This window comes from Synechococcus sp. TAK9802, from assembly GCF_014279535.1.
In the GTDB taxonomy this organism is placed as follows: Bacteria; Cyanobacteriota; Cyanobacteriia; order PCC-6307; family Cyanobiaceae; genus Parasynechococcus.
The window spans coordinates 1,682,531-1,701,484 of record NZ_CP047937.1 but is presented as its reverse complement, the minus strand read 5'-3'; the positions used below and the strand labels follow the sequence as shown (position 1 = coordinate 1,701,484).

The following is an 18,954-nucleotide window of genomic DNA, read 5'->3' as shown; positions in this document are numbered from 1 at the left end:
ATGTCGCAGAAAACGGCGTCGCAGCAGATTCACCCCACGGCGGCGGTGGACCCGAAAGCCGAGCTCGCTGCCGGCGTGGTGATTGGCCCTGGTGCAGTTGTCGGTCCCGAGGTGGTGATTGGAGAGAACACCTGGATCGGTCCCCATGCTGTCTTGGACGGTCGTCTAACTCTGGGGCGTGACAACAAGGTTTATCCAGGCGCCTGCCTTGGTCTTCCGCCCCAGGATCTCAAGTACCGCGGTGCCAATACCGAGGTGTTGATTGGTGATGGAAACACGCTGCGGGAATGCGTGACGATCAACCGTGCCACCGAAGAAGGTGAGGTGACCCGCATCGGTAACGGCAACCTGCTGATGGCCTATTGCCATCTGGGTCACAACTGCGACCTGGGCAACAACATCGTGATGTCCAATGCCATTCAGGTGGCGGGCCACGTAGTGATCGAAGACCGTGCAGTGGTCGGTGGCTGTCTCGGCATTCACCAGTTCGTTCACATCGGTGAGATGGCGATGGTGGGAGGCATGACCCGCGTCGACCGGGATGTTCCTCCTTATTGTCTGGTGGAAGGCCATCCGGGCCGGGTGCGGGGTTTGAACCGCGTGGGCTTGCGGCGCAGTGGCCTGGCTGCCAACCATGACGGCGCTGAACTCAGGCAGCTTCAGGAGATCTGGACCCTGATGTATCGCTCTGACCTGGTGATTGCCGATGCGCTTCAGCAGGCCCGCAGCCAGCCCTTGCTGCCGGCTGCTGAGCACTTCTGCTGGTTCCTTGAAGCCTCCACGGGTCAGGGCCGACGGGGCCCGATGCCGGTGCAGGGCCGCTGATGGTTCGGCTGCTGATCAGCACCGGGGAGGTCTCCGGTGATCTGCAGGGCAGCCTGTTGATTCGCGCCTTGCGGTTGGAGGCGGATCGACGGGGGCTTGAGCTGGAGCTGCTGGCTTTGGGAGGCCCGCGAATGGAGGCGGCAGGTGCGGTGTTGATCGCCGATACTGCGCCGATGGGGGCTATCGGCCTGTGGGAGGCTCTCCCGTTGATTCTTCCCACCCTGCGGCTACAGGCCCGGGTGGACGCGCTGTTGGAAGACCGGCCCCTCGATGGGGTGGTGTTGATCGATTATGTCGGGGCCAATGTGCGGTTGGGCACACGGTTGCGGAGGCAGTGCCCCGAGCTGCCGATCACCTATTACATAGCTCCCCAGGAATGGGCATGGCGATTCGGTGATGGCAGCAGCACGCGATTGATCGAATTCACCGACAAGGTACTGGCGGTCTTCCCTGCGGAGGCCGAGTTCTATGCCGCTCGCGGTGCGGATGTGAGCTGGGTGGGCCATCCGTTGTTGGACAGCTTCCAGAACTTGCCTGAACGCGCTAGCGCCCGCCGTGAACTTGGCTTAGATCCCGAGGCGCCGGTGCTGTTGCTGCTGCCGGCCTCACGGACCCAAGAGTTGCGCTACTTGATGCCACCGCTGGCTCAGGCGGCGGCCCTGCTGCAGCAAAGTCATCCTGATCTTCAGGTGCTGCTGCCCGCTGGGCTTGCGGAGTTCGAAGCCCCCCTGGCTGCAGCACTTCAGGAGGCCGGTGTGCGCCACGCCCGGGTGATTCCCGCTTCTGAAGCGGATGGGTTGAAAACCACCTTCTGTGCGGCGGCGGATCTTGCCCTCGGCAAATCCGGCACGGTGAACCTGGAGCTGGCCCTGCAGGGGGTTCCCCAGGTGGTGGGATATCGCGTGAGCCGACTGACGGCCTGGGTTGCCCGCCACGTGCTGCGCTTCCAGGTGGATCACATCTCGCCGGTGAACCTGTTGCTCAAGCAGCGGTTGGTGCCGGAGCTGCTCCAGGACGAACTCACGGCCGAAGCTTTGGTGGATAGGGCGCTTCCTCTGCTGACTGACACCCCAGAGCGCCAGGCCATGCTGGAGGGGTATGCACGGCTGCGGACCACCCTGGGTGCTCCTGGGGTCACCGAGCGGGCGGCCAAGGCCATCTTTGATCAGGTGATCGGATGAAACGAACCCTGCTTCTGCTATTCACCTGCTTGATGCTGCTCAGCTGGCCCCAGCGCGCCATGGCTGAGCTGCAGACGGCGGTCTTTGCCGGTGGCTGTTTCTGGTGCATGGAGCACGACCTGGAACATCTGCCCGGGGTGCGTGATGCCGTGAGCGGCTACAGCGGCGGGCAGTTGGAGCGCCCCACCTACCGGCAGGTGAGCAGTGAGACGACAGGGCATCAGGAAGCGGTGCAGGTGCGCTTTGACTCGGATCAGATCAGCTACGCGGAGCTGCTGCGGAGCTACTGGCGCAATGTGGACCCCCTCGATGGCGGCGGCCAGTTCTGCGACCGCGGTGATTCCTACCGGCCGGTGATCTTCACGGCTGATGACGCCCAGGCGCAGGCGGCTGAGGCCAGTGCTGTGGCGGCGGCCCGTGAGCTCGGACAATCCCGGTCTGCCTTGAAGGTGGAGCTCCGGCAGGCGGCTCGCTTCTGGCCCGCCGAGGGATACCACCAGAACTACGCGGAGTACAACGCCGTCAAATACAACTTCTACCGGTTCAGCTGCGGTCGTGACCGCAGACTCGACAGCGTCTGGGGCGACAACGCTCGCTCCGGTAACGCCTGGGGGAAGTAGGGCTGCCGCAGCCTCATTCCTCGGTAGAGCGCCCCCGGATGCGAGCACGGTCGCTCAGCCAGATGATCACCCGCGTGATCGCCCAAGCGAGGGCGACGCCCAACAGGATCGAGAGCAGCGACTCCACAGCACAGCACTTGAGGACATCGGAAGTCGCCGGATGCTCCTCAAAATGCTGATCTGATCAAGGAATGCGTGGGGACTGGTGCGATCAGTCGCTTGCCTTGGCGTCCTTGTCCTTCTCTTTTGCTGGCTGTGTCGTGGCCTGAGGCTTGGATGCCGCCTTGCAGGCCAGGGAGGCTTCCAGGCGCTGCAGCTGCGCTTCGCGCAGGGCATCGGAAATGCTGAGAGTGCGGTCAGTCATCGATTGGCGTTCTCGACAGCGGCAGGCTCAGGGCCTTGTGCGATCGAAAGGGGGCCTACGGGTCTGAAGACTGTCGAAACCTAGACGCCCACGGGTCAACGTCCAGGGAGTAAAAGTGCTTACGTCAGTGTCTGGCAACACGTCTGCGCTTCAACGCCAGCGCGATTGAAGGCTTGCCAAACCCATATCGCCATGGCTATGAGTACAGGTGTACTGATTCCTGGGTTGCTCATGTCGGTTGATCACGGTGATCTCGCGGTGAAGGCGGAGGCTCCCTTTCTCCACGTCCGCCCAGGGCACTTTGTGGTCGTCGCTGGAGACCAGCTCGATCAAGGGGATTGGTGGATGGGGCAGGTGCTCTTCTGCGAGGGAAGTGCTCGCCACCCCAGGCTTCCGTCGCTGTTTCAGGTGGCTGACGTGGATACGGGCGTCATCAAATGGATCAACGCCGACGCGGTCTCGGATGTGATCTGGTCGATGGATGGATGGCCCGCCAGTGCGCCTGTCTCTTCGGGCTGTTGATCGAGCAGGGCCGTTGATCAAGAAGGGCTGTTGATCGAGTGGGGCCTTGATCAAGGGGCGGTGTGTATTCGCGCGAACGACGCGGGCTTGACGGCTGTCTCATAAGTGGTTTGTAGCGGTTGCTACAAAACGTTCACCCCCTCTTGAGGGGGCGCAGATGCTCCAAGCCATGGAACGGGGACTTGGATTTCTTCGAGGAACATCCAATGACTGCACTTCTCTATCGAGGCCACACCTACGCAGCAGCTCCAGCCACTCCCAAGGCCTGCGTTGAATTGACCTACCGCCGCGAGCACTACAACACCTGTCGCAAGGAACTGATTGGCGAAAGCCGCCACACCCTCACCTACCGGGGCGTCACCTACACCAAGTAGCCCGAAGCACCCGTTGGTTCCTGCCCCTGCCCCCTTTCAAGGGCAGGGGCTTTTTGTTGGGCAGTCGGATGGAGGCAAGCCACGGTCCAAGGGAGATCCCGACATCCTGTGGGCGAGCCAGTCAGCATTCGCCGATGGGATCGGATCTCACCGCCATCGTGATCTCCTCGGTGTTTCTTGGGGTGGGTTTTGTGATTGCCAAGTTCTTCCCCGAAGCCGCGTTGCTGGCGGCGGTGTTCCTGGTGGGGTTGGCGATTCTCAACGTCGCCCTTGTTCTTGTGGGCTGATGCCCAAAAAAAGAGGGGGTGTTCCCTAAGCACCCCCACTCGACGCATTGCCCCTTCACCGAAAGAAGCCCCCGCAGGATGGCCTGGGCTCCCGTGGCTGGTCGTCGCCATACGACAAAAAGGCCGGGCTCTGCGGGCGCCCTCGCTGCGTTGACAGGGGCCGCACTATGAAGATGTTCACTATGAACTTTTTTTCATGGCAAACGTTCGCGAGATGGTCAACACCCATCTGCCCGTCGCGCTCAAGCTGATCAACAGCGCCGCCCTGGTTGCGATCGCGCTTTCAACCCTCTGTGCTGCTGGCTCTTTGCGTGAGATGTCTGGCAGGTCTGCGGCTCCAGCGGCTGTCACTGAAGCCGACTGAGCCCGATGAAATGGAGCGATACCCCTTATCGCTCCAGGGGATTTCGCCGGCCGTTACTTGATCAAATCTGGTCGAATTCCTTAAGAAACCAACATCCAACCTGTTGAAAAGATTAAGCGCGGCAACTTGATTGATTCAGCAAGTTCTCAGTGAACAGACGGGTTTCCGGTCATCGACGATGCTTCAGCCCATGCTTACGATCAGGCGGTGAGAGGAGGGTTGTATGTATCTGCTGACCATTAAGGATGGTCTTGGCACCCGTCATATCGGTCCATACGCGTCGCCGAAGCACGCATCGGATGATCTTGATCGGGTGTTGGAAACCTGCTCCGAGCGAGCACGGTGGCAGATTCATGCATTGGAAACCCCAGACCGCTCCCTCGAATTGCAGGCTGTTGCTTCCTGAGGATTTTTCGTCCTGAACCTGGGCGCCCTGATCAGTTCTGACGTCGTCCTGGAAAGCCTCGGGTCAGTCCGCTGTCGATCATCAGGCCGATGCCAGCGTTGATGCAGATCAGGCTGAGGGTTCCGTACCAGAACCAGGGGCCTGCGTCCTTGCCCAGCATCTGAACCACCTTGCGGCTCACCGCCTCGCCGAACAGGCAGAGGCCCACCGGGAGCAGCAGCACCCCCAGCTGGGCCTTGATGTACCAGCGCACCGGCGAGCGGCTCATGACTGGGCCAGCACCCAGTTCACCAGGGTGCGCACGCCGTAGCCGGTGGCACCAGCGGGATTGACGCCTTTGCCCTTGTCACTCCAGACCGGGCCGGCGATGTCGATGTGGGCCCAGGCGGTGTCTTTGGCCACGAACTCCTTGAGGAAAAGGGCTGCTGTGATCGAACCACCGGGCCGCGGGCCGGTGTTCTTCATGTCGGCCAGCAACGACTTCAATCCATCCCTGTAGGACTGCCGCAGTGGCATGCGCCAGAGCCCTTCACCGCCCGTCTGAGCAGCGGCATCGAGGGCCTCCGCCAGATCGTCATTGTTGGACCAGAGCCCGGCCATCTCATCCCCCAGGGCAATCACGCAGGCTCCGGTGAGGGTGGCCAGATCCACCACGGCATCGGGCTTCTGCTCACAGGCGTAGAGCAGGGCATCGGCCAGGGTGAGGCGGCCTTCGGCGTCGGTGTTGTTGATCTCAATCGTCATGCCATTGGCGGCCGTGACGATGTCGCCGGGGTGGACGGCGGAGCCGTTCACCATGTTTTCGCAGGAGGCCACCACCATGTGCACCTCAACGCCAGCCGGCTTGAGTTCGGCGATGCTGCGCATGGCACCGATCACAGCGGCACTGCCGCCCATGTCGAACTTCATCATGTCGATCTGGGCGGCCCCCACCTTGAGGTTGTACCCGCCGGAATCGAAGGTGAGGCCTTTGCCCACTAGGGCAACGCGGCGTTTCACCTCGCCCTCGGGGCGATAGATCAGGTGAATGAACTTGGGGGGTAGGTCGGAGCCCTGGCTCACCGCCAGGAAGGCCCCCATGCCCTTGGCTTCGCAGTCGCTGCGCTCGAGCACCTTGAGTTCAAGGCCATGGTCCTTGGCGATGCCTGCGGCCGTGTCGGCGAGGGCCGCCGGGGTGACCACGTTCGGAGGGGCCGCCACCAGCTCTCGGGCCAGTTCCACACCGGCGCAGGTGGCATTCACTGCCGCAAAGCCGCTTTCGGCGGCGGGGCTTAGGTCGATCAGCTCCAGGGCCTCGGGGATCCGGCGCGGGTCCGGCTCCTTGCGGAAGCGTTGGTCTTTGTAGAGGCAGAGCCGGACGGCTTCTGCACAGATGCGGGCGGCTTCTGTGGCCTCGGTTCCCGCCCAGGGCAGGTGCAGGCCGAGGCTGCCCTCACAACCGATGGCGGCCTTGGCGGCCCGGGCGGCGGCGCCGCGCAAGCGGTCGGCGTCGATTCCATCGCTCTCGCCCAGGCCGAGCACCACCAGGCGCTGCGGGCCCCCGCCCAGGGGCGTGATCACCAGTTGCTCTCCAGGCTTTCCTTTGAACTCCTGCTGCTTGAGGGCCTCGGTGATGCCGGCAAAGCGTTGTTCCAGGGCCGTTGCCGTGGCATCGACATCGCCCTGGGGCAGGCCCACCGCCAGCACATCGCTGTTCCACTCCTGCAAACCGGCGGAGGACAGGGAGAAGCGCATGGGTGGACGCGTCAACAAAGGATGAGCGTAGCGATCCTGTGCGACTCCCTCGGCCCTCAGAGCTCTGCGGTGAAGGGGGTGGCCCAGCGCTGGCGGGTTTCCTTGTTGAACGGCGGCCACCAGCGTTGGATCAGCTGTTGTTCCAGGGCCCGCCGGGCGCGGGTGGCCCGGGGCACATCACAGCTGAAGCGGATGCTCAGCTGGGCGCTCAGCTCACAGCGCTGCAGGGCTTCGCCGTAGGCGGCGAGGTAGGCCTTGCAGTCGTGATCACCTTTCCAGCGGCGCTCGGCGGCCAGGGTCTCGCCCACATAGAGCAGAAGCGGCTGCTCCAGCTGGGCTGGCCTGTCCATCACCAGATAAATCGCTGCTCCGCGGTGGGACGGTTCCGGCCAGCGCCAGAAACTCATCGCCAGGGGGGTCAGGGCCAGTGGATCGATGGCCGCCGCAGCGTCGTCAGGGCTGGCGCCGAACAGATCTCCCTGGGCCGTGCTGGCACGTTCGCCGCGGAACAGCGGCGCTTGATGGGCATGCAGCCGCTGTTGCCAGGCGAGCAGCTGCTCCCGTTGCAGGGGCAGGTCGGGCCCGTTGTTGAAGGCCAGCGCACCGGTGGAGAACAGATCCCACTGCATCAGGGCAGCGGCAGGCTGGGCCCGGCGCGGCGGCTGCCGAAACTCACCCGGCCGATCAGGACTTCCACGCTGCTAGCGGGAAGGCAGAGCCGCTCCTGCAGATCGGCCAGATCCTTGAAACCGGCGCGGCGGCGTTCCCGCATCAGGTTGGCTATCCGTTGTTCCGGCCAGCCCAGCAGCGCCAGCTGATCGGCGCTGGCGTTGTTGAGGTCGAGGGGAGCGGCTTGTGGCTGCGGTGGGGCATCGCCGTGCCACTGGAAGAGGAGATGGGGTGTCCAGAGCCTTGCCAGATCGCTCGGCAGCTCCAGCAGCCGGAACAGATCATCGGCACTGGCGAATTGCACCCCACCCCGCTGCAGCCGCACCAGCAGATCGGCTGTGTCCTGGCTGCAGCCTGGCAGTTGCAGCCACTGATCGCGGCTGGCCCGGTTCACATCCATCACCCAAGCCGACGGCTCGGGCACGGTTGGTAAAGGTTGCGCTGGGGCCGGCCGGGGTGGTGCTGGCAGCTGTCCGGTGGCCTGCAGCACCCGCCTGGCCAGGGGATCCAACCAGTGGCTGCGGGGCATGCTGCTCAGCAGAGATAGGCTGACCTTAACGAGGGTGCAGGGGCTGCGTCAGCGCAACTGGCGCATCTGGTTGTTCTGGCACCGAGCGGGTTCCTTCAAGTCGAGGGGGTCCAGCGGGGAATCGGCAGCGGTGGATCCACCAGGTTGCGCTGAAAGGCGATCAGCACCGCCTGGGTGCGGCTTTTGGCATCGAGTTTGCGCAGCAGCCCGGTGACGCAGTGCTTGGTGGTTTCGATCGAGAGGTGCAGCTGATCGGCAATCTCCTGATTGCTGAGGCCCTTGCAGAGCCCGCGCAGCACGTCTTCCTCCCGCAGGCTCAGCACGTCGCTGAGGGGATGGGCGGCGCCTTTGGGGCCACGGTCGTGGTTGGCCACGCCGGCAATCACCGGATCCATGTGGCTGCCATCGCTCTCCATGGCGCGCAGCACGCTGATCAGGCCGCCGTTGCCGATGCGCTCATGGCTACAGAGCCCTTCGCATTGCGCCTTGGCCGCGGCGTGAATCGTGCTGAGCAACGGGCGCTGAATCAACATCAGGCAGCGCAGGGAGGGCTGCTGGACCTTGGCGGCCGCCACCAGGGAGGGGCCGGTGCCGCGCTCGAGTTGGTCGCTGCAGATCAGCAGATCAGCGGCTGTGTTGCGAAGGCAGGCGAGGACTTCTGTTTCGGTGCTGGCGGCCCCCACCAGCGAGCCGATGCCATCAAGGCTGTGCACAAGGCCGCTGATTAAGACGCGATCGGCGGAGGCCACCACGATGCGGCGGCCCTCCAACAGGTGCCGATGGCGCTGGGGAAGCTCACGCATCGCGCCGAGCTGAGCGGTGAAGTCCACATCCTGGAGGCGGCCCGAAACTCACCATGAATTCGGATGCCACCAAAGGGTGGTGCGGGTGAGCAAGACCGTACAAAACCTTTCTGTGAACGGCCATCAAAGGTGCGGCGATCACCCCCGTTGCCCCTGGCGAATCCTTGGCAGACTTTGCCGAAGCAGTGCGCAACGCCGACGATGGCCTTCTTCGATTCCGACATCGTTCAGGACGAAGCCAAGCGCCTGTTCGGCGATTACCAGCAGCTGATGCAGCTGGGCAGTGAGTACGGCAAGTTCGACCGGGAGGGCAAGAAGAAGTTCATCGAGACGATGGAAGAGCTGATGGGCCGCTACCGCGTGTTCATGAAGCGCTTTGAACTCTCGGAGGATTTCCAGGCCAAGCTCACGGTGGAGCAGCTGCGCACCCAGCTCAGCCAGTTCGGCATCACCCCCGAGCAGATGTTCGATCAGATGAACTCCACCCTTGAGCGGATGAAGGCGCAGATCGAGCAGCCGCCTTCTAGCTGAGCCAAGACTCGTACGATCGCGAGCGCTCGCTCATTGCGCCTTCCCATGCCGGACTCCATCCCGTCGTTGCCGGATTGGCTGTCGCGGGGCATGGCCGACCTGTTCCCGGCCGGGGATCCCAGTGATGCGGATCAGGCCCTGGCGGCCCGGTTGGCCCAGGCCGAAAAAGAAGGCCGGCCGCTGCGGGTGAAGCTGGGCATCGACCCCACCGGCAGCAACATCCATCTGGGCCACAGCATCCTCTTCCGCAAATTGCGGGCCTTCCAGGACGCGGGCCACACGGCGGTACTGATCATCGGCGATTTCACGGCGCGGATTGGTGATCCCACCGGCAAGAGCGCCACGCGGGTGCAGCTCACCAAGGAGCAGGTGGCCGCCAACGCCTCCACTTATTTGCTCCAGTTGGGGCAAGACCAGCCGAAGGAAACGGCGCTGCTCGATTTCGAGACCCCTGGCCGCCTGGAGGTGCGATACAACTCCGAGTGGCTGGAGGGCATGGACCTGCCGGCGGTGATCGGCCTCCTCGGCACAGTCACCGTGGGCCAGATGCTGGCCAAGGACGACTTCTCCAAGCGCTACGGCAGCGGCACTCCGATCGCGCTGCATGAATTCCTCTACCCGTTGCTGCAGGGCTACGACTCGGTGGCGGTGAATGCGGATGTGGAGCTGGGCGGCACCGATCAGAAGTTCAACGTGGCCATGGGCCGCGACCTGCAGCGCCACTTCGATAAGGGCACCCAGTTCGGGCTCTTGCTGCCGATCCTGGTGGGTCTGGACGGGGTGCAGAAGATGAGCAAGAGCCTCGGCAACGTGGTGGGGCTGGAGGAGGATCCGCTCTCGATGTACTCCAAGTTGGAGAAGGTCGGCGATGCGGCGATCGACGACTACGTCACCTTGCTGACCGATCTGGATCTGGACTCGTTGCCGGAGAACCCGCGCGAGAAGCAGAAGGCGATGGCATTGGCGGTGACTGCCAGCCGCCATGGCATCGATGCCGCCCAGAAGGCCCAGAGCGATGCCGCCACCCTGGTGGGCGGCAGTGGCGATGCCGGTGCTGATGTGCCCGAGGTGTCGCTGGCGGAGGTGAACTTCCCGGCCAAGGCCTTTTATCTGTTCAGTGCGGTGGGGATCTGCGCCAGCAGCAGTGAAGCCCGCCGTCAGATCAAGGGCGGTGCGGCGCGGCTGGAGGGGGAGAAGATCACCGACCCCAACCAGGAGTTCGCTTCAGCGGCGGAGCTGGAGGGCAAGGTGCTGCAGCTGGGCAAGAAAACCTTCCGTCGTTTGGTGCGCTGATGACCTTGCATCCCGCTGACCCCGCCGATCGGATCATCGTTGCCCTCGATGGCATGGCGCCTGAGCAGGCGCTGCGCTTTGCCGCCCAGGTGGAGGGGCTGCGCTGGGTGAAGGTGGGCCTGGAGCTGTTTGTGCAGGCCGGCCCGGAGGTAGTGGCCCAGCTGCGCGAGCAGGGGCTGCGGGTGTTTCTTGATCTCAAATTTCACGACATCCCGGCCACGATGGCCGGTGCCTGCCGGCGGGCGGCGGCGCTGGGGGCCGAACTGATCACAGTGCATGCCTGCGCCGGCAGCGAAGCGCTCAAGGCAGCTCAGGCCGCGGCAGAGGAAGGGGCCCAAGGGGCTGGCCAACCCGCCCCCACCTTGCTGGCGGTGACGGTGCTCACCAGCTGGGAAGAGCAACGACTGCAACGGGAGCTCGCCATTGCCCAGGGCATCGCCGAACGGGTACCGGCGTTGGCGCAGCTGTCGGCTACATCAGGAATCGGTGGATGTGTGTGCTCACCCCTGGAGGCTGCGGCGTTGCGTGCGCAGCATCCTGAGCCGTTTGCCTTGGTCACCCCAGGCATCCGCCCCAAAGGTGCGGCTGTTGGTGATCAAGCCCGGGTGATGGGGCCGGCTGAGGCAATCGCCGCAGGTGCCAGCCAGCTGGTGATCGGCCGGCCGATCAGCAAGGCTGAGGATCCCAGTGCGGCATTTGCTGCTTGTTGCGGAGAGCTCCTGGGCTGATCGCTGCCGGCGGCAGTGCTCAAGACTTCTGCCCGATCTTGGGTTCGGTGCCCGCCAAGAGTCGCTCGATGTTGCTGCGATGGCGCCAGAGCACCATCAGGCTGGCCACCAACGACACCACCACGTAGGCGCTGCTGCCGCCGGAGATCAGCATCAGCAGCGGCAGTCCGATGGCGGCCACCACGCTGGAGAGCGAAACGATCCGGAAGATCGAGATCACGGCCATGAACAGGCCAAAGCAGGCCAGCCCCACCGGCCAGGCCAGCCCCAGAAACATGCCCAGGCCGGTGGCCACTGCCTTGCCGCCCTTCCAGCCCAGCCACACCGGCCAGATGTGACCGGCCAAGGCCGCCAGGCCCGCCAGCACCTGTAGCCAGTCGCTGAGGCCAAAGCTCTTCGCCAGCAGCACCGCCAGGGCGCCTTTGCCCACATCAATCAGGAACACCGCTAGAGCCGGCCCTTTGCCCACGTTGCGCAGCACGTTGGTGGCGCCGGTGCTGCCGGAGCCGCACTCGCGCAGATCGATGCCCTTGAGCCAGCGGCCCGCGAGGTAACCGCTGGGGATGGCTCCCAGCAGGTAGCCGATGGCCAGGAGCAGCAGGGCGGTGAGGGCTGTTTGAGTCACAGCAGATCGTCGTCGTCGAGGCGTTCACCTGGTCCGGCCGCGAAGGCCAGCCACAGGGGGAACTGAAGCACAGGGATGTCGACGCTGCGCTCGGCGGCATCGATCAGGATCAAGGGCACTTCGCCTCGCTCCTCCAGCCGGTCGGCTCGCTCCACCAGGGCTTCGGGCCGTTCGAACAGCACGATGCCGCTGCTGGGGCCGAAGTCTTCCCGGCCCAGGCCGAGGGCGTCCTGGAGGCCGCGCCGCCATTCGCCGAGCCGTTCGGGGCCGCCGGCCAGCACCAGGCACTGGAACTGATCGCCATACAGCTCGCCGATCACCGCGATCAGGGCCGCGCTCACCAGGATGTTGCGCGGTCGGGTGCCGCGGCTGGGCTGGGCGCCCCGTCCGCCTTGATTGAAGAACCAGTCCTCCAGCAGAGCCGTGTCGCGGGCATCGATGCTGCGCCGCAGGTTCCAGGGGTCGGCGTAGACGTCCGGCTGTTTGAGGAAGCGCTCCAGGGTCTGGCGGATCAGCTCTTCATCCGGGCGGAAGGTGTCGGCCACCGCGGGCGGCGGAGTGCTGTCACCGGGCTTGTCCGGCACCGCTGCGTTGTCTGCCGCCTGATCGAGGGGCGAGGGCTGCACCACCATCGGCTGCACCACCAGCTCCAGGTTTTCCACGCTCTGCACCAGGTCCTGAAGGGCGCCGCCTAGGTACTCCTGGAAGCCCTTCACGCGGCGGGCAATGGCGTCCGATTGGCCGGCGAAGTTGGCCTTCAGTTCGGTCTCGAGTTGCTGCTTGCGGGAGCTGAGGGCGTTGATCTCCGCTTCCAGGGCATCGCGGCGGTCCTGCAGATCCTTGAGGGCCAGCTCCATCACGGGATTGGCTTCTGTGGCGGCGGGCTCGGTGCTGGTGGTGTTGGCGGGTTCTGCGCTGGTGTCGCCGCTGGTTTCCGCCGGGGGTTGCTCCGGTTCAGGCGCCTGGGGGGTCAGGTCGGTGTCGTCGGGCATTGCGTCAGCTGCCGTGCTCTCCATCCCTCCATTCCAGCCGACCAGGCCGCAGAAAAACAGGTGGCATCACAACTGCGACAGGTATGCACAAAATTGTATGGATATCGGCACGAAACCGTCTCGAAATCGTACTACTGCTCGCTATTGCTCGTGTTGTCTTCCGTGTCGTCGTTCGGTACTTCCAGGGCTCCTACCCGCAGTTCCAGCTGTTCCCGCAGCTCCTTGGGGCTGAACAGGATCGGCAGGAAGTGAATGCTCTGGGTTTCGCGGAGATAAAATAGGCCCGGCAACCAGGGTGCGAACAGTCGCCAGCTCAGCCATTGGTCGTAGGCGAAACGCCGCAGCTCGCGGCTGTTTTGCCACACGATCAGAGCGTCTTCCTTGAATTCGAGTCGCAGGCTGGCGCTCTGGATCAGCAGAAACAGGCCGAACAGCACCGCCACCAAGGTGGGCCAGGGCGAAAGCGGCAGCGGCAGCAGTGCCAGGCCAAGGGCCACCACCAGCAACGGCAGCCGCACGTCTGGCTTGAGGGTGACGGGGGCGGGGGTTGAACTCATGCTCCGAACAGCACCTGGGTGAGAACGACATCCATCAGGGCCACCAGGATCAGGATCAGCACCACCGCACCGGTGGTGCTGGTGCCCACTTCCTTGGGACCGCCGCGGGTGGTCAGGCCCCAGCCACAGGCCACCGTGGCGATGATCAGCCCGAACACCAGGGCTTTCACCAGCATGAACGGCAGGTCCAGCGGGTTCATCCAGGTCTGCACCGAGGTCCAGAACACCGCCGGAGGGATTTTGTAGAGGGCCGTGCTGGTGAGCTGGCCTGACCACACCGCCACGAAGAAGAAGAAGAAGCACTGCACCGGTGCCATCACCACCATGGCGATCATCCGGGGCACCACCAGGTACTCCACCGGGTCGGTGCGCAGCATGGTGATCGCATCGATCTGTTCGGTCACCTTCATCGTCCCTAGCTGGGCGGCGTAGGCGGTGGCCACCTTGCCGGCCAGCAGGCAGGAGGTGAGCAGGGGCGCGATCTCCCGTGCCAGGCCGATCGCCAGGATGCCGCCCACCGTTGATCCCGCCCCCTGGCGGGTGAGTTCCGCGGCCACCTGAATGTTGAACACCGAGCCGGCGGCCACCGAGATGATCAGCACGATCAGCAGGCTGCCGGGGCCGGCCTCCAGCATTTGCTCAAACAGCTCACCCCGATTGATGCGACCGCGCAGGGTGGCGGCCACGGCCTGGCCTCCGATCAGCAGGCTGGTGCCCAGGCGTTTGATGGAACGTGGCATGTTCATCCGGCGGCCTTCTGCAGGTGGGCTCCACGGTCGGGCCAGCCTCGCATCACCACAAGGCCAAGCAGCACAAGGATGGCGGGAATCAGACCCATGCAGAGGCGGATCGCCAGCAGGGCTGAATTCGGTTGTTCGATGAAACTCAGTGCCCCGCTGCAGTTGCCCCCCTTGGCGGAGATGTAGCCGGTGAGCGAGAGCAGGCTGCCAAACACCGACATGGTCAGGCCGATGATCAGCTTCTGGCCGAACACCATCCAGGCGGTGTAAAGCCCGGCGGGTTTGCTCGGATCAGCGTCGATCGCATCGGGCAGCAGCGACCAGGGGATCAGATAGGCCGTCGCCGCTCCCACCCCCACCAGGGCGATCAGCCCCACCAGCGGCAGCAGTTGCAGCGGGCCGGGATCCGCCGCCAGGGGCGGGAACAGCATTGAGATCAGGCAGGCGCTGATCCACAGCCCCGCGCCCCAGCGCAGGGTGGCGACGCGGCCGATGCGGTTGCTGAGGTTGCTCCAGAGCTGGAGCCCCAGCAGGGCGGCGATCTGGAAGGGCAGCAGGATCCAGGTGGAGAGGTTGGCGGGCACATGCACCACCTGCACCAGCCAGATCAGGGCCACCACCTGCATCAGTTGCAGGCCGAACCAGAGCAGCAGATACAGCCCCAGCACCTGGCGGAAACGGGGGTTGGCCATCACCCGCTTCAGCTGCTGCATCGGCGGCTCGTTGTTGGGCACCGGCCGTTGGGCCCGCTTGGCGTAGGGGGCCAGGCCCCAGCAGCAGAGCAGCGTGGTGGTGGCGGCGATGCTGCCGGTGATTCGGCCCATGGCCAGGTAGCCCCCACCTCCGTCGGTGAGCACCACCGAGGCCACGGTCAGTCCGCTCAGGCCCGCCAGGATTGATCCGGTGAACCGCGCCGCATTCAGGCGGGTGCGAATGGCGGTGTCCGGCGTCAGTTCGGTGCTGAGGGCCGCGTAGGGCAAGTTGACGCTGGTGTAGGCGGTCATCAGCAACACCGCCATCACCGCGTAATACGTGGTGCGCTGCAGCGTGTCGCCCGGGGGCACCCACCACATCGCCGTCAGGCTGATACCCAGCGGCAGGGCTGCGGTGAGCATCCAGGGCAGGCGCGGGCCCCAGCGGCTGCGGGTGTGATCGCTGAGCCAGCCGATCAACGGATCATTCAGCGCATCCCACACCTTGCTCACCGTGAGCAGGGAACCAGCGATGAAGGCCGGCAGGCCAGCAGCGCAGATGAAAAACGGAAAGAGGTAGAAGCCCAGCTGAGTGGCGGCAAGTCCGGTGCCGGCGTCGCCCAGGCCATAAGCCAGCATCAGCCTGCGGCGGGATCCCTGCAGGGATGCGTCGGTCGGTGTCACGCGGAGGCTTCGGGCAGGCGGATTGCCATAATGAATGCGTGCTCACGACACCACCAGCCCCAGGGGCAGTGGTTCGTTTGTACTATGCGGGTGTTGTGTAATGGTAAGACCTCAGCCTTCCAAGCTGATGACACGGGTTCGATTCCCGTCACCCGCTCTGATCACAACCGCAGGCCTGAGGTTTCCTCCTCGGCGAGCAGCAGCACGAAGCTCCGGCTCTGCAAGGGGATCTCAACGCCGCTGAAGCTGGCTGGCTCGGCTGGGAAATCCTTGGGGCTGGGTAATGAGGTGTCAATCACCCGTTTCCAGGGGGAGGCCGGAACCGGCAACTCAAAGCTGAGGCTTTCCTTGTAGGCGTTGAAGCCCATCCACAGCAGCGCCCCGCGGCTGCCGCGGTGGAGGCTGGTGGCCGTCGTGCGGCTCCAGGCGGCCCAGTCGGGTTTGGCCAGGTTCACCCCGTGCCATTGACGCCAGAGATCGCTGCGCTGCTCCGATGGTTGTTCCGCTGATTTGCGGTTGCTTTCCCGCGGCGGCACCAAGGGATTAAACAGTTGCGGCAAGGACTGGCGCAGCCGCAGCAGCCGCTGCAGAAATTGCTTCAGCTCCAGGTCGCACTGGTCTTCATTCCAGACCATCCAGCCCAGGGGGCTGTTCTGGCACCAACTGTTGTTGTTACCCCCTTGGCTGCGGCCCACTTCATCGCCCATCAGCAGCATCGGCACGCCACGGGCCAGCAGCAGCGAGCTGAGCAGGTTGCGTTGCTGACGCCGCCGCAGGCTTTGCACAAGGGGGTTGCTGCTGGGGCCTTCGATACCGTGGTTCCAGCTGTTGTTGTGGTTCTCGCCGTCGCGGTTGTCTTCGCCGTTGGCCAGGTTGTGCTTGCGGTTGTAGCTCACCAGATCCGCCAGGGTGAAGCCGTCGTGGGCGGTGATGAAGTTCACCGAACGCCCCAAGGCCACGGGCTTGCCGTCATAGAGATCGGGACTGCCCTTGAACCGCTGGGCCAGGCTCCAGGTGCTGTGGTCGTCTCCTTTCCAGAAGCGCCGCACCCCGTCGCGGAAATGGCCGTTCCAGGTGCCGATCCGCTTGGCGGGGAAGTCGTCCAGCCGATAAAGACCGCCGCAGTCCCACGGTTCGCTCACCAATTTGAGATCACTCAGCTGCGGGTCGGCCTCCATTGCCGCGAACAGGGGCGGCTCATTCAGGGGTTTGAGCTGGTCGCCGCGGCTCAGGGCGATGCCCAGATCGAAGCGGAAGCCATCCACCCCTAGTTCCAGGGCCCAGCAGCGCATCGACTCGAGGATCAGCTGGGTGCTGATCGGCGCATTGGGGGCGATCGAGTTGCCGCAGCCGCTCACATCCTGATAGTCGCCGTCCTCGTTTTGGTGGTAGTAGACGTTGTCGGCGCAACCCCGCCAGCTCAGGGTGGGGCCATGGCGGTTGCCCTCGGTGGTGTGGTTGTAGACCACATCCAGCAGCACTTCGATGCCGGCGTCATGGCAGGCGGCCACCAGTTGGCGCACCTCATGGCGGGCCTGCAATGGATCGCTACTGCTGCAGTAGCCGTGGTGGGGTGTGAACCAGCTCAGGGGGCTGTACCCCCACACGTTGTCGCGGCCCGGGGGGGCATCGGCCGGGTCGAAGCAGAACACCGGCAGCAGCTCCACTGCCGTGATGCCCAGCTCCTTGAGGTAGGGCAACTTCTCGATCAAGCCCAGGTAGGTGCCGCGGTGTTCCACGGCGACCCCGGCATCCTCACGGCGGGTGAAGCCCCCCACGTGCAGCTCGTAGATCACCGTGCGTTGCCAGCTGTGGCGCGGGCGCGGATGGGCCTGAAAATCGAACAGATCCCGTTCGCACACCACCGCCTTGAGGCAGGCATGGGCGTTGGGTGAGGGTCCGGTGGCCAGCACCCGGTCGTAGACGTCCCAGCCACTGATGGCACGGGCGGCGGGGTCCAGCAGCACCTTGGAGGGCTGGAAGCCATGGCCCCCCGGCGCCAGCGGCCCGAAGACCCGGTAGCCGTAACAGCAGCCTTCGCCGACCCCCTCCACTTCCACGTGCCAGTAGTCGCCCGAGCGGTGGCGTCGACCGTCCAGTTCGATCACCCGCTCCGGGCTGCGATCGTTGCCGTTGCTGTAGAGCAGCAATTCAATGCGGTCGGCCCCGGGAGCCGCCAGCACAAAGTTCACACCTCGACTGGTGAGGCTGCTGCCCAGGGGCCAGGGAGAACCAGGGTGAATGCCACTCAAGGCCCGTTGGGGCATCTCGACTTCAAACTAGTGGTTTGGTCCGTTGTTTTGAACCAATGGCGATGACCACCACACTTGAGGCCGGCCGGCCGCCGCAGCAGCTGCGTGACTACCTCTGGTTGTTTCCGCCCAACCGCGACAGCCAGGGGGGCAGTTCCTGGTGGCTGGATCTGGATCCCGAGCCCGTGCTGGTGGACTGCCCGCCGTTGACGGAGGCCAGCCTCACGGCTCTGCGCCAGCTGGCGGGAACCCGCAGCCCGAGGATCCTGCTCACCAGCCGAGAAGGCCATGGGCGCTTGCGTCGCGTTCAGGAGCGCCTGGGATGGCCGGTGCTGGTGCAGGAACAGGAGGCCTATCTCCTGCCCAATGTGGAGCCGTTGGACACCTTTGCCGAGGAACACACCACGGTGAGTGGTTTGCGGCTGTTGTGGACGCCGGGGCCGACGCCGGGGAGCTGTGTGGTGTTCGCCCCGGCACCAAATGAACTGTTGTTCTGCGGGCGTTTGCTGACGCCATGGGCTCCGGGTCAGCTCGCGCCGATGCGCCATGCCCGCACATTCCACTGGCCCAGACAGCTGAACAGCTTGGCCAGGCTCAGGGATTGGATTCCTTCAGATGCCAGTCCCCAACTGCTTTCTGGGGCTGCGCTTGGTGCCTTGCGTGGGGAGCGGCTAGTGCCCTTCAGCGGTTGGAGCGATGCGGCGGACAACAGCTAAAGCGTTGCGGCACAACACGTCTCGCTTGCAGCAACCGGTTGCTCTCCATACGATTGGGCCGCTTGGGGAAGGCAGCGGCGAGCCCACGACGCCGTATCTGAGCCGTCTCCCGCCCCCCGACTCTCTCTAACCAATGAACAAAGCTGATCTGGTGAATCTGGTGGCTGCTCGCACCGAGCTCACCAAGACCGACGTTTCCATGGTTGTCGACGCCGCCATCGACACAATCATCGACTCCGTGGTGGAAGGCAAAAAAGTGTCCATCCTCGGTTTCGGTTCCTTTGAGCCCCGTGAGCGTTCCGCCCGTCAGGGTCTGAACCCCAAGACCGGCGAGAAGATCGCGATTCCCGCCAAGCGCGTTCCCGCCTTCACCGCCGGCAAGATGTTCAAGGACCGCGTTCAGGGCTGATCAGCGCCTCAACCTCGTTCTCCGGGCGGCCCAGTGGGTCGCCTTTTTTGATGGCTG

Annotated in this window: 25 protein-coding genes and 1 tRNA gene; 14 read left to right on the top strand and 12 right to left on the bottom strand. The window is 64.5% G+C overall.

The window, feature by feature from the left end; genetic code table 11:
- From lpxA to msrA, 3 genes are read left to right on the top strand one after another with little or no spacing between them, the layout of a single operon-like run.
- Entirely contained in the window at positions 1–825 is an 825-nt protein-coding gene (lpxA, locus tag SynTAK9802_RS09835) for an acyl-ACP--UDP-N-acetylglucosamine O-acyltransferase (protein ID WP_186495923.1), read from the top strand.
- Positions 825–2,006: a lipid-A-disaccharide synthase gene (lpxB, locus tag SynTAK9802_RS09830; RefSeq protein ID WP_186495922.1), complete on the top strand. Its 1,182-nt coding sequence runs from the start codon at positions 825–827 to the stop codon at positions 2,004–2,006. Before lpxA ends, lpxB begins: the two co-directional genes overlap by 1 nt.
- On the top strand, positions 2,003–2,626 hold the full coding sequence (gene msrA / locus SynTAK9802_RS09825; protein ID WP_186495921.1) for a peptide-methionine (S)-S-oxide reductase MsrA: 624 nt from the start codon (positions 2,003–2,005) through the stop codon (positions 2,624–2,626). The genes lpxB and msrA overlap by 4 nt, the downstream gene beginning before the upstream one ends.
- Before the next feature lie 211 nt (positions 2,627–2,837).
- Here msrA and SynTAK9802_RS09820 read toward each other — a convergent pair whose 3' ends face one another.
- Complete coding sequence (locus tag SynTAK9802_RS09820; protein ID WP_170950491.1) at positions 2,838–2,990, bottom strand: hypothetical protein; 153 nt, start codon at positions 2,988–2,990, stop codon at positions 2,838–2,840.
- Positions 2,991–3,221: 231 nt separating this feature from the next.
- On the opposite strand from SynTAK9802_RS09820, the gene SynTAK9802_RS09815 reads away from it, so the two are divergent.
- From SynTAK9802_RS09815 to SynTAK9802_RS12670, 5 genes are all read left to right on the top strand, one after another.
- A complete protein-coding gene (locus tag SynTAK9802_RS09815; RefSeq protein WP_186495920.1) occupies positions 3,222–3,512 on the top strand; it encodes a DUF3104 domain-containing protein in 291 nt (96 codons plus the stop codon).
- A 206-nt stretch (positions 3,513–3,718) separates the two neighbouring features.
- Positions 3,719–3,886 carry a DUF4278 domain-containing protein gene (locus SynTAK9802_RS09810; protein WP_186495919.1) on the top strand — a complete coding sequence of 56 codons (168 nt, stop codon included), beginning with the start codon at positions 3,719–3,721 and terminating at the stop codon, positions 3,884–3,886.
- Between the two features lie 134 nt (positions 3,887–4,020).
- Positions 4,021–4,173, top strand: a complete 153-nt coding sequence (locus SynTAK9802_RS09805; protein WP_186495918.1) for a hypothetical protein — start codon at positions 4,021–4,023, stop codon at positions 4,171–4,173.
- 196 nt (positions 4,174–4,369) lie between these two features.
- Positions 4,370–4,537 carry a hypothetical protein gene (locus tag SynTAK9802_RS09800; RefSeq protein WP_186495917.1) on the top strand — a complete coding sequence of 56 codons (168 nt, stop codon included), beginning with the start codon at positions 4,370–4,372 and terminating at the stop codon, positions 4,535–4,537.
- 223 nt (positions 4,538–4,760) lie between these two features.
- The gene (locus SynTAK9802_RS12670) at positions 4,761–4,943 is read left to right on the top strand and encodes a hypothetical protein (protein ID WP_115010059.1); all 183 of its coding nucleotides are present in this window, start codon (positions 4,761–4,763) and stop codon (positions 4,941–4,943) included.
- A gap of 31 nt (positions 4,944–4,974) precedes the next feature.
- On the opposite strand, the gene SynTAK9802_RS09795 is transcribed toward SynTAK9802_RS12670, so the two are convergent.
- The 5 genes from SynTAK9802_RS09795 to SynTAK9802_RS09775 form a co-directional block, all read right to left on the bottom strand.
- Positions 4,975–5,211: a hypothetical protein gene (locus SynTAK9802_RS09795; RefSeq protein WP_114989453.1), complete on the bottom strand. Its 237-nt coding sequence runs from the start codon at positions 5,209–5,211 to the stop codon at positions 4,975–4,977.
- Positions 5,208–6,677, bottom strand: coding sequence for a leucyl aminopeptidase (locus SynTAK9802_RS09790; RefSeq protein ID WP_186498178.1), 1,470 nt, complete (start codon positions 6,675–6,677; stop codon positions 5,208–5,210). Before SynTAK9802_RS09790 ends, SynTAK9802_RS09795 begins: the two co-directional genes overlap by 4 nt.
- A gap of 56 nt (positions 6,678–6,733) precedes the next feature.
- Positions 6,734–7,306, bottom strand: a complete 573-nt coding sequence (locus tag SynTAK9802_RS09785) for a GIY-YIG nuclease family protein (RefSeq protein WP_186495916.1) — start codon at positions 7,304–7,306, stop codon at positions 6,734–6,736.
- A complete protein-coding gene (locus tag SynTAK9802_RS09780) occupies positions 7,306–7,875 on the bottom strand; it encodes a hypothetical protein (RefSeq protein WP_186495915.1) in 570 nt (189 codons plus the stop codon). Before SynTAK9802_RS09780 ends, SynTAK9802_RS09785 begins: the two co-directional genes overlap by 1 nt.
- Positions 7,876–7,970: 95 nt before the next feature.
- Positions 7,971–8,678, bottom strand: a complete 708-nt coding sequence (locus tag SynTAK9802_RS09775) for a response regulator transcription factor (RefSeq protein WP_186495914.1) — start codon at positions 8,676–8,678, stop codon at positions 7,971–7,973.
- Positions 8,679–8,879: 201 nt separating this feature from the next.
- On the opposite strand from SynTAK9802_RS09775, the gene SynTAK9802_RS09770 reads away from it, so the two are divergent.
- Genes SynTAK9802_RS09770 through pyrF form a run of 3 tightly spaced genes read left to right on the top strand, consistent with a single transcriptional unit; the run spans position 8,880 to position 11,230 of the window.
- Positions 8,880–9,209, top strand: coding sequence for a DUF1825 family protein (locus SynTAK9802_RS09770; protein ID WP_115010055.1), 330 nt, complete (start codon positions 8,880–8,882; stop codon positions 9,207–9,209).
- Between the two features lie 45 nt (positions 9,210–9,254).
- Positions 9,255–10,502 carry a tyrosine--tRNA ligase gene (gene tyrS / locus SynTAK9802_RS09765; RefSeq protein ID WP_186495913.1) on the top strand — a complete coding sequence of 416 codons (1,248 nt, stop codon included), beginning with the start codon at positions 9,255–9,257 and terminating at the stop codon, positions 10,500–10,502.
- The gene (gene pyrF, locus SynTAK9802_RS09760; RefSeq protein WP_186495912.1) at positions 10,502–11,230 is read left to right on the top strand and encodes an orotidine-5'-phosphate decarboxylase; all 729 of its coding nucleotides are present in this window, start codon (positions 10,502–10,504) and stop codon (positions 11,228–11,230) included. Before tyrS ends, pyrF begins: the two co-directional genes overlap by 1 nt.
- Positions 11,231–11,249: 19 nt before the next feature.
- Here pyrF and plsY read toward each other — a convergent pair whose 3' ends face one another.
- The 5 genes from plsY to SynTAK9802_RS09735 all read right to left on the bottom strand — a co-directional run bounded on the left by plsY (position 11,250) and on the right by SynTAK9802_RS09735 (position 15,475).
- The gene (gene plsY, locus SynTAK9802_RS09755; protein ID WP_186495911.1) at positions 11,250–11,855 is read right to left on the bottom strand and encodes a glycerol-3-phosphate 1-O-acyltransferase PlsY; all 606 of its coding nucleotides are present in this window, start codon (positions 11,853–11,855) and stop codon (positions 11,250–11,252) included.
- A complete protein-coding gene (locus SynTAK9802_RS09750) occupies positions 11,852–12,871 on the bottom strand; it encodes a DUF3086 domain-containing protein (protein WP_186495910.1) in 1,020 nt (339 codons plus the stop codon). The genes plsY and SynTAK9802_RS09750 overlap by 4 nt, the downstream gene beginning before the upstream one ends.
- Before the next feature lie 107 nt (positions 12,872–12,978).
- On the bottom strand, positions 12,979–13,404 hold the full coding sequence (locus SynTAK9802_RS09745; protein WP_186495909.1) for a DUF3119 family protein: 426 nt from the start codon (positions 13,402–13,404) through the stop codon (positions 12,979–12,981).
- Complete coding sequence (locus SynTAK9802_RS09740) at positions 13,401–14,150, bottom strand: ABC transporter permease (protein WP_186495908.1); 750 nt, start codon at positions 14,148–14,150, stop codon at positions 13,401–13,403. The genes SynTAK9802_RS09745 and SynTAK9802_RS09740 overlap by 4 nt, the downstream gene beginning before the upstream one ends.
- A complete protein-coding gene (locus SynTAK9802_RS09735; RefSeq protein ID WP_115010135.1) occupies positions 14,147–15,475 on the bottom strand; it encodes an MFS transporter in 1,329 nt (442 codons plus the stop codon). The genes SynTAK9802_RS09740 and SynTAK9802_RS09735 overlap by 4 nt, the downstream gene beginning before the upstream one ends.
- Before the next feature lie 131 nt (positions 15,476–15,606).
- Between SynTAK9802_RS09735 and SynTAK9802_RS09730 the strand changes: the two genes are divergently transcribed.
- Positions 15,607–15,677, top strand: a tRNA-Gly gene (locus tag SynTAK9802_RS09730).
- 4 nt (positions 15,678–15,681) lie between these two features.
- Here SynTAK9802_RS09730 and SynTAK9802_RS09725 read toward each other — a convergent pair.
- Positions 15,682–17,787: a glycogen-debranching protein gene (locus SynTAK9802_RS09725; protein ID WP_186495907.1), complete on the bottom strand. Its 2,106-nt coding sequence runs from the start codon at positions 17,785–17,787 to the stop codon at positions 15,682–15,684.
- A 41-nt stretch (positions 17,788–17,828) separates the two neighbouring features.
- On the opposite strand from SynTAK9802_RS09725, the gene SynTAK9802_RS09720 reads away from it, so the two are divergent.
- Positions 17,829–18,488 carry an MBL fold metallo-hydrolase gene (locus tag SynTAK9802_RS09720; RefSeq protein ID WP_186495906.1) on the top strand — a complete coding sequence of 220 codons (660 nt, stop codon included), beginning with the start codon at positions 17,829–17,831 and terminating at the stop codon, positions 18,486–18,488.
- A gap of 133 nt (positions 18,489–18,621) precedes the next feature.
- Positions 18,622–18,897 (top strand): HU family DNA-binding protein, encoded by a 276-nt coding sequence (locus SynTAK9802_RS09715; protein WP_006850925.1) that lies wholly within the window; start codon positions 18,622–18,624, stop codon positions 18,895–18,897.
- The last annotated feature ends 57 nt before the right edge of the window (positions 18,898–18,954 follow it).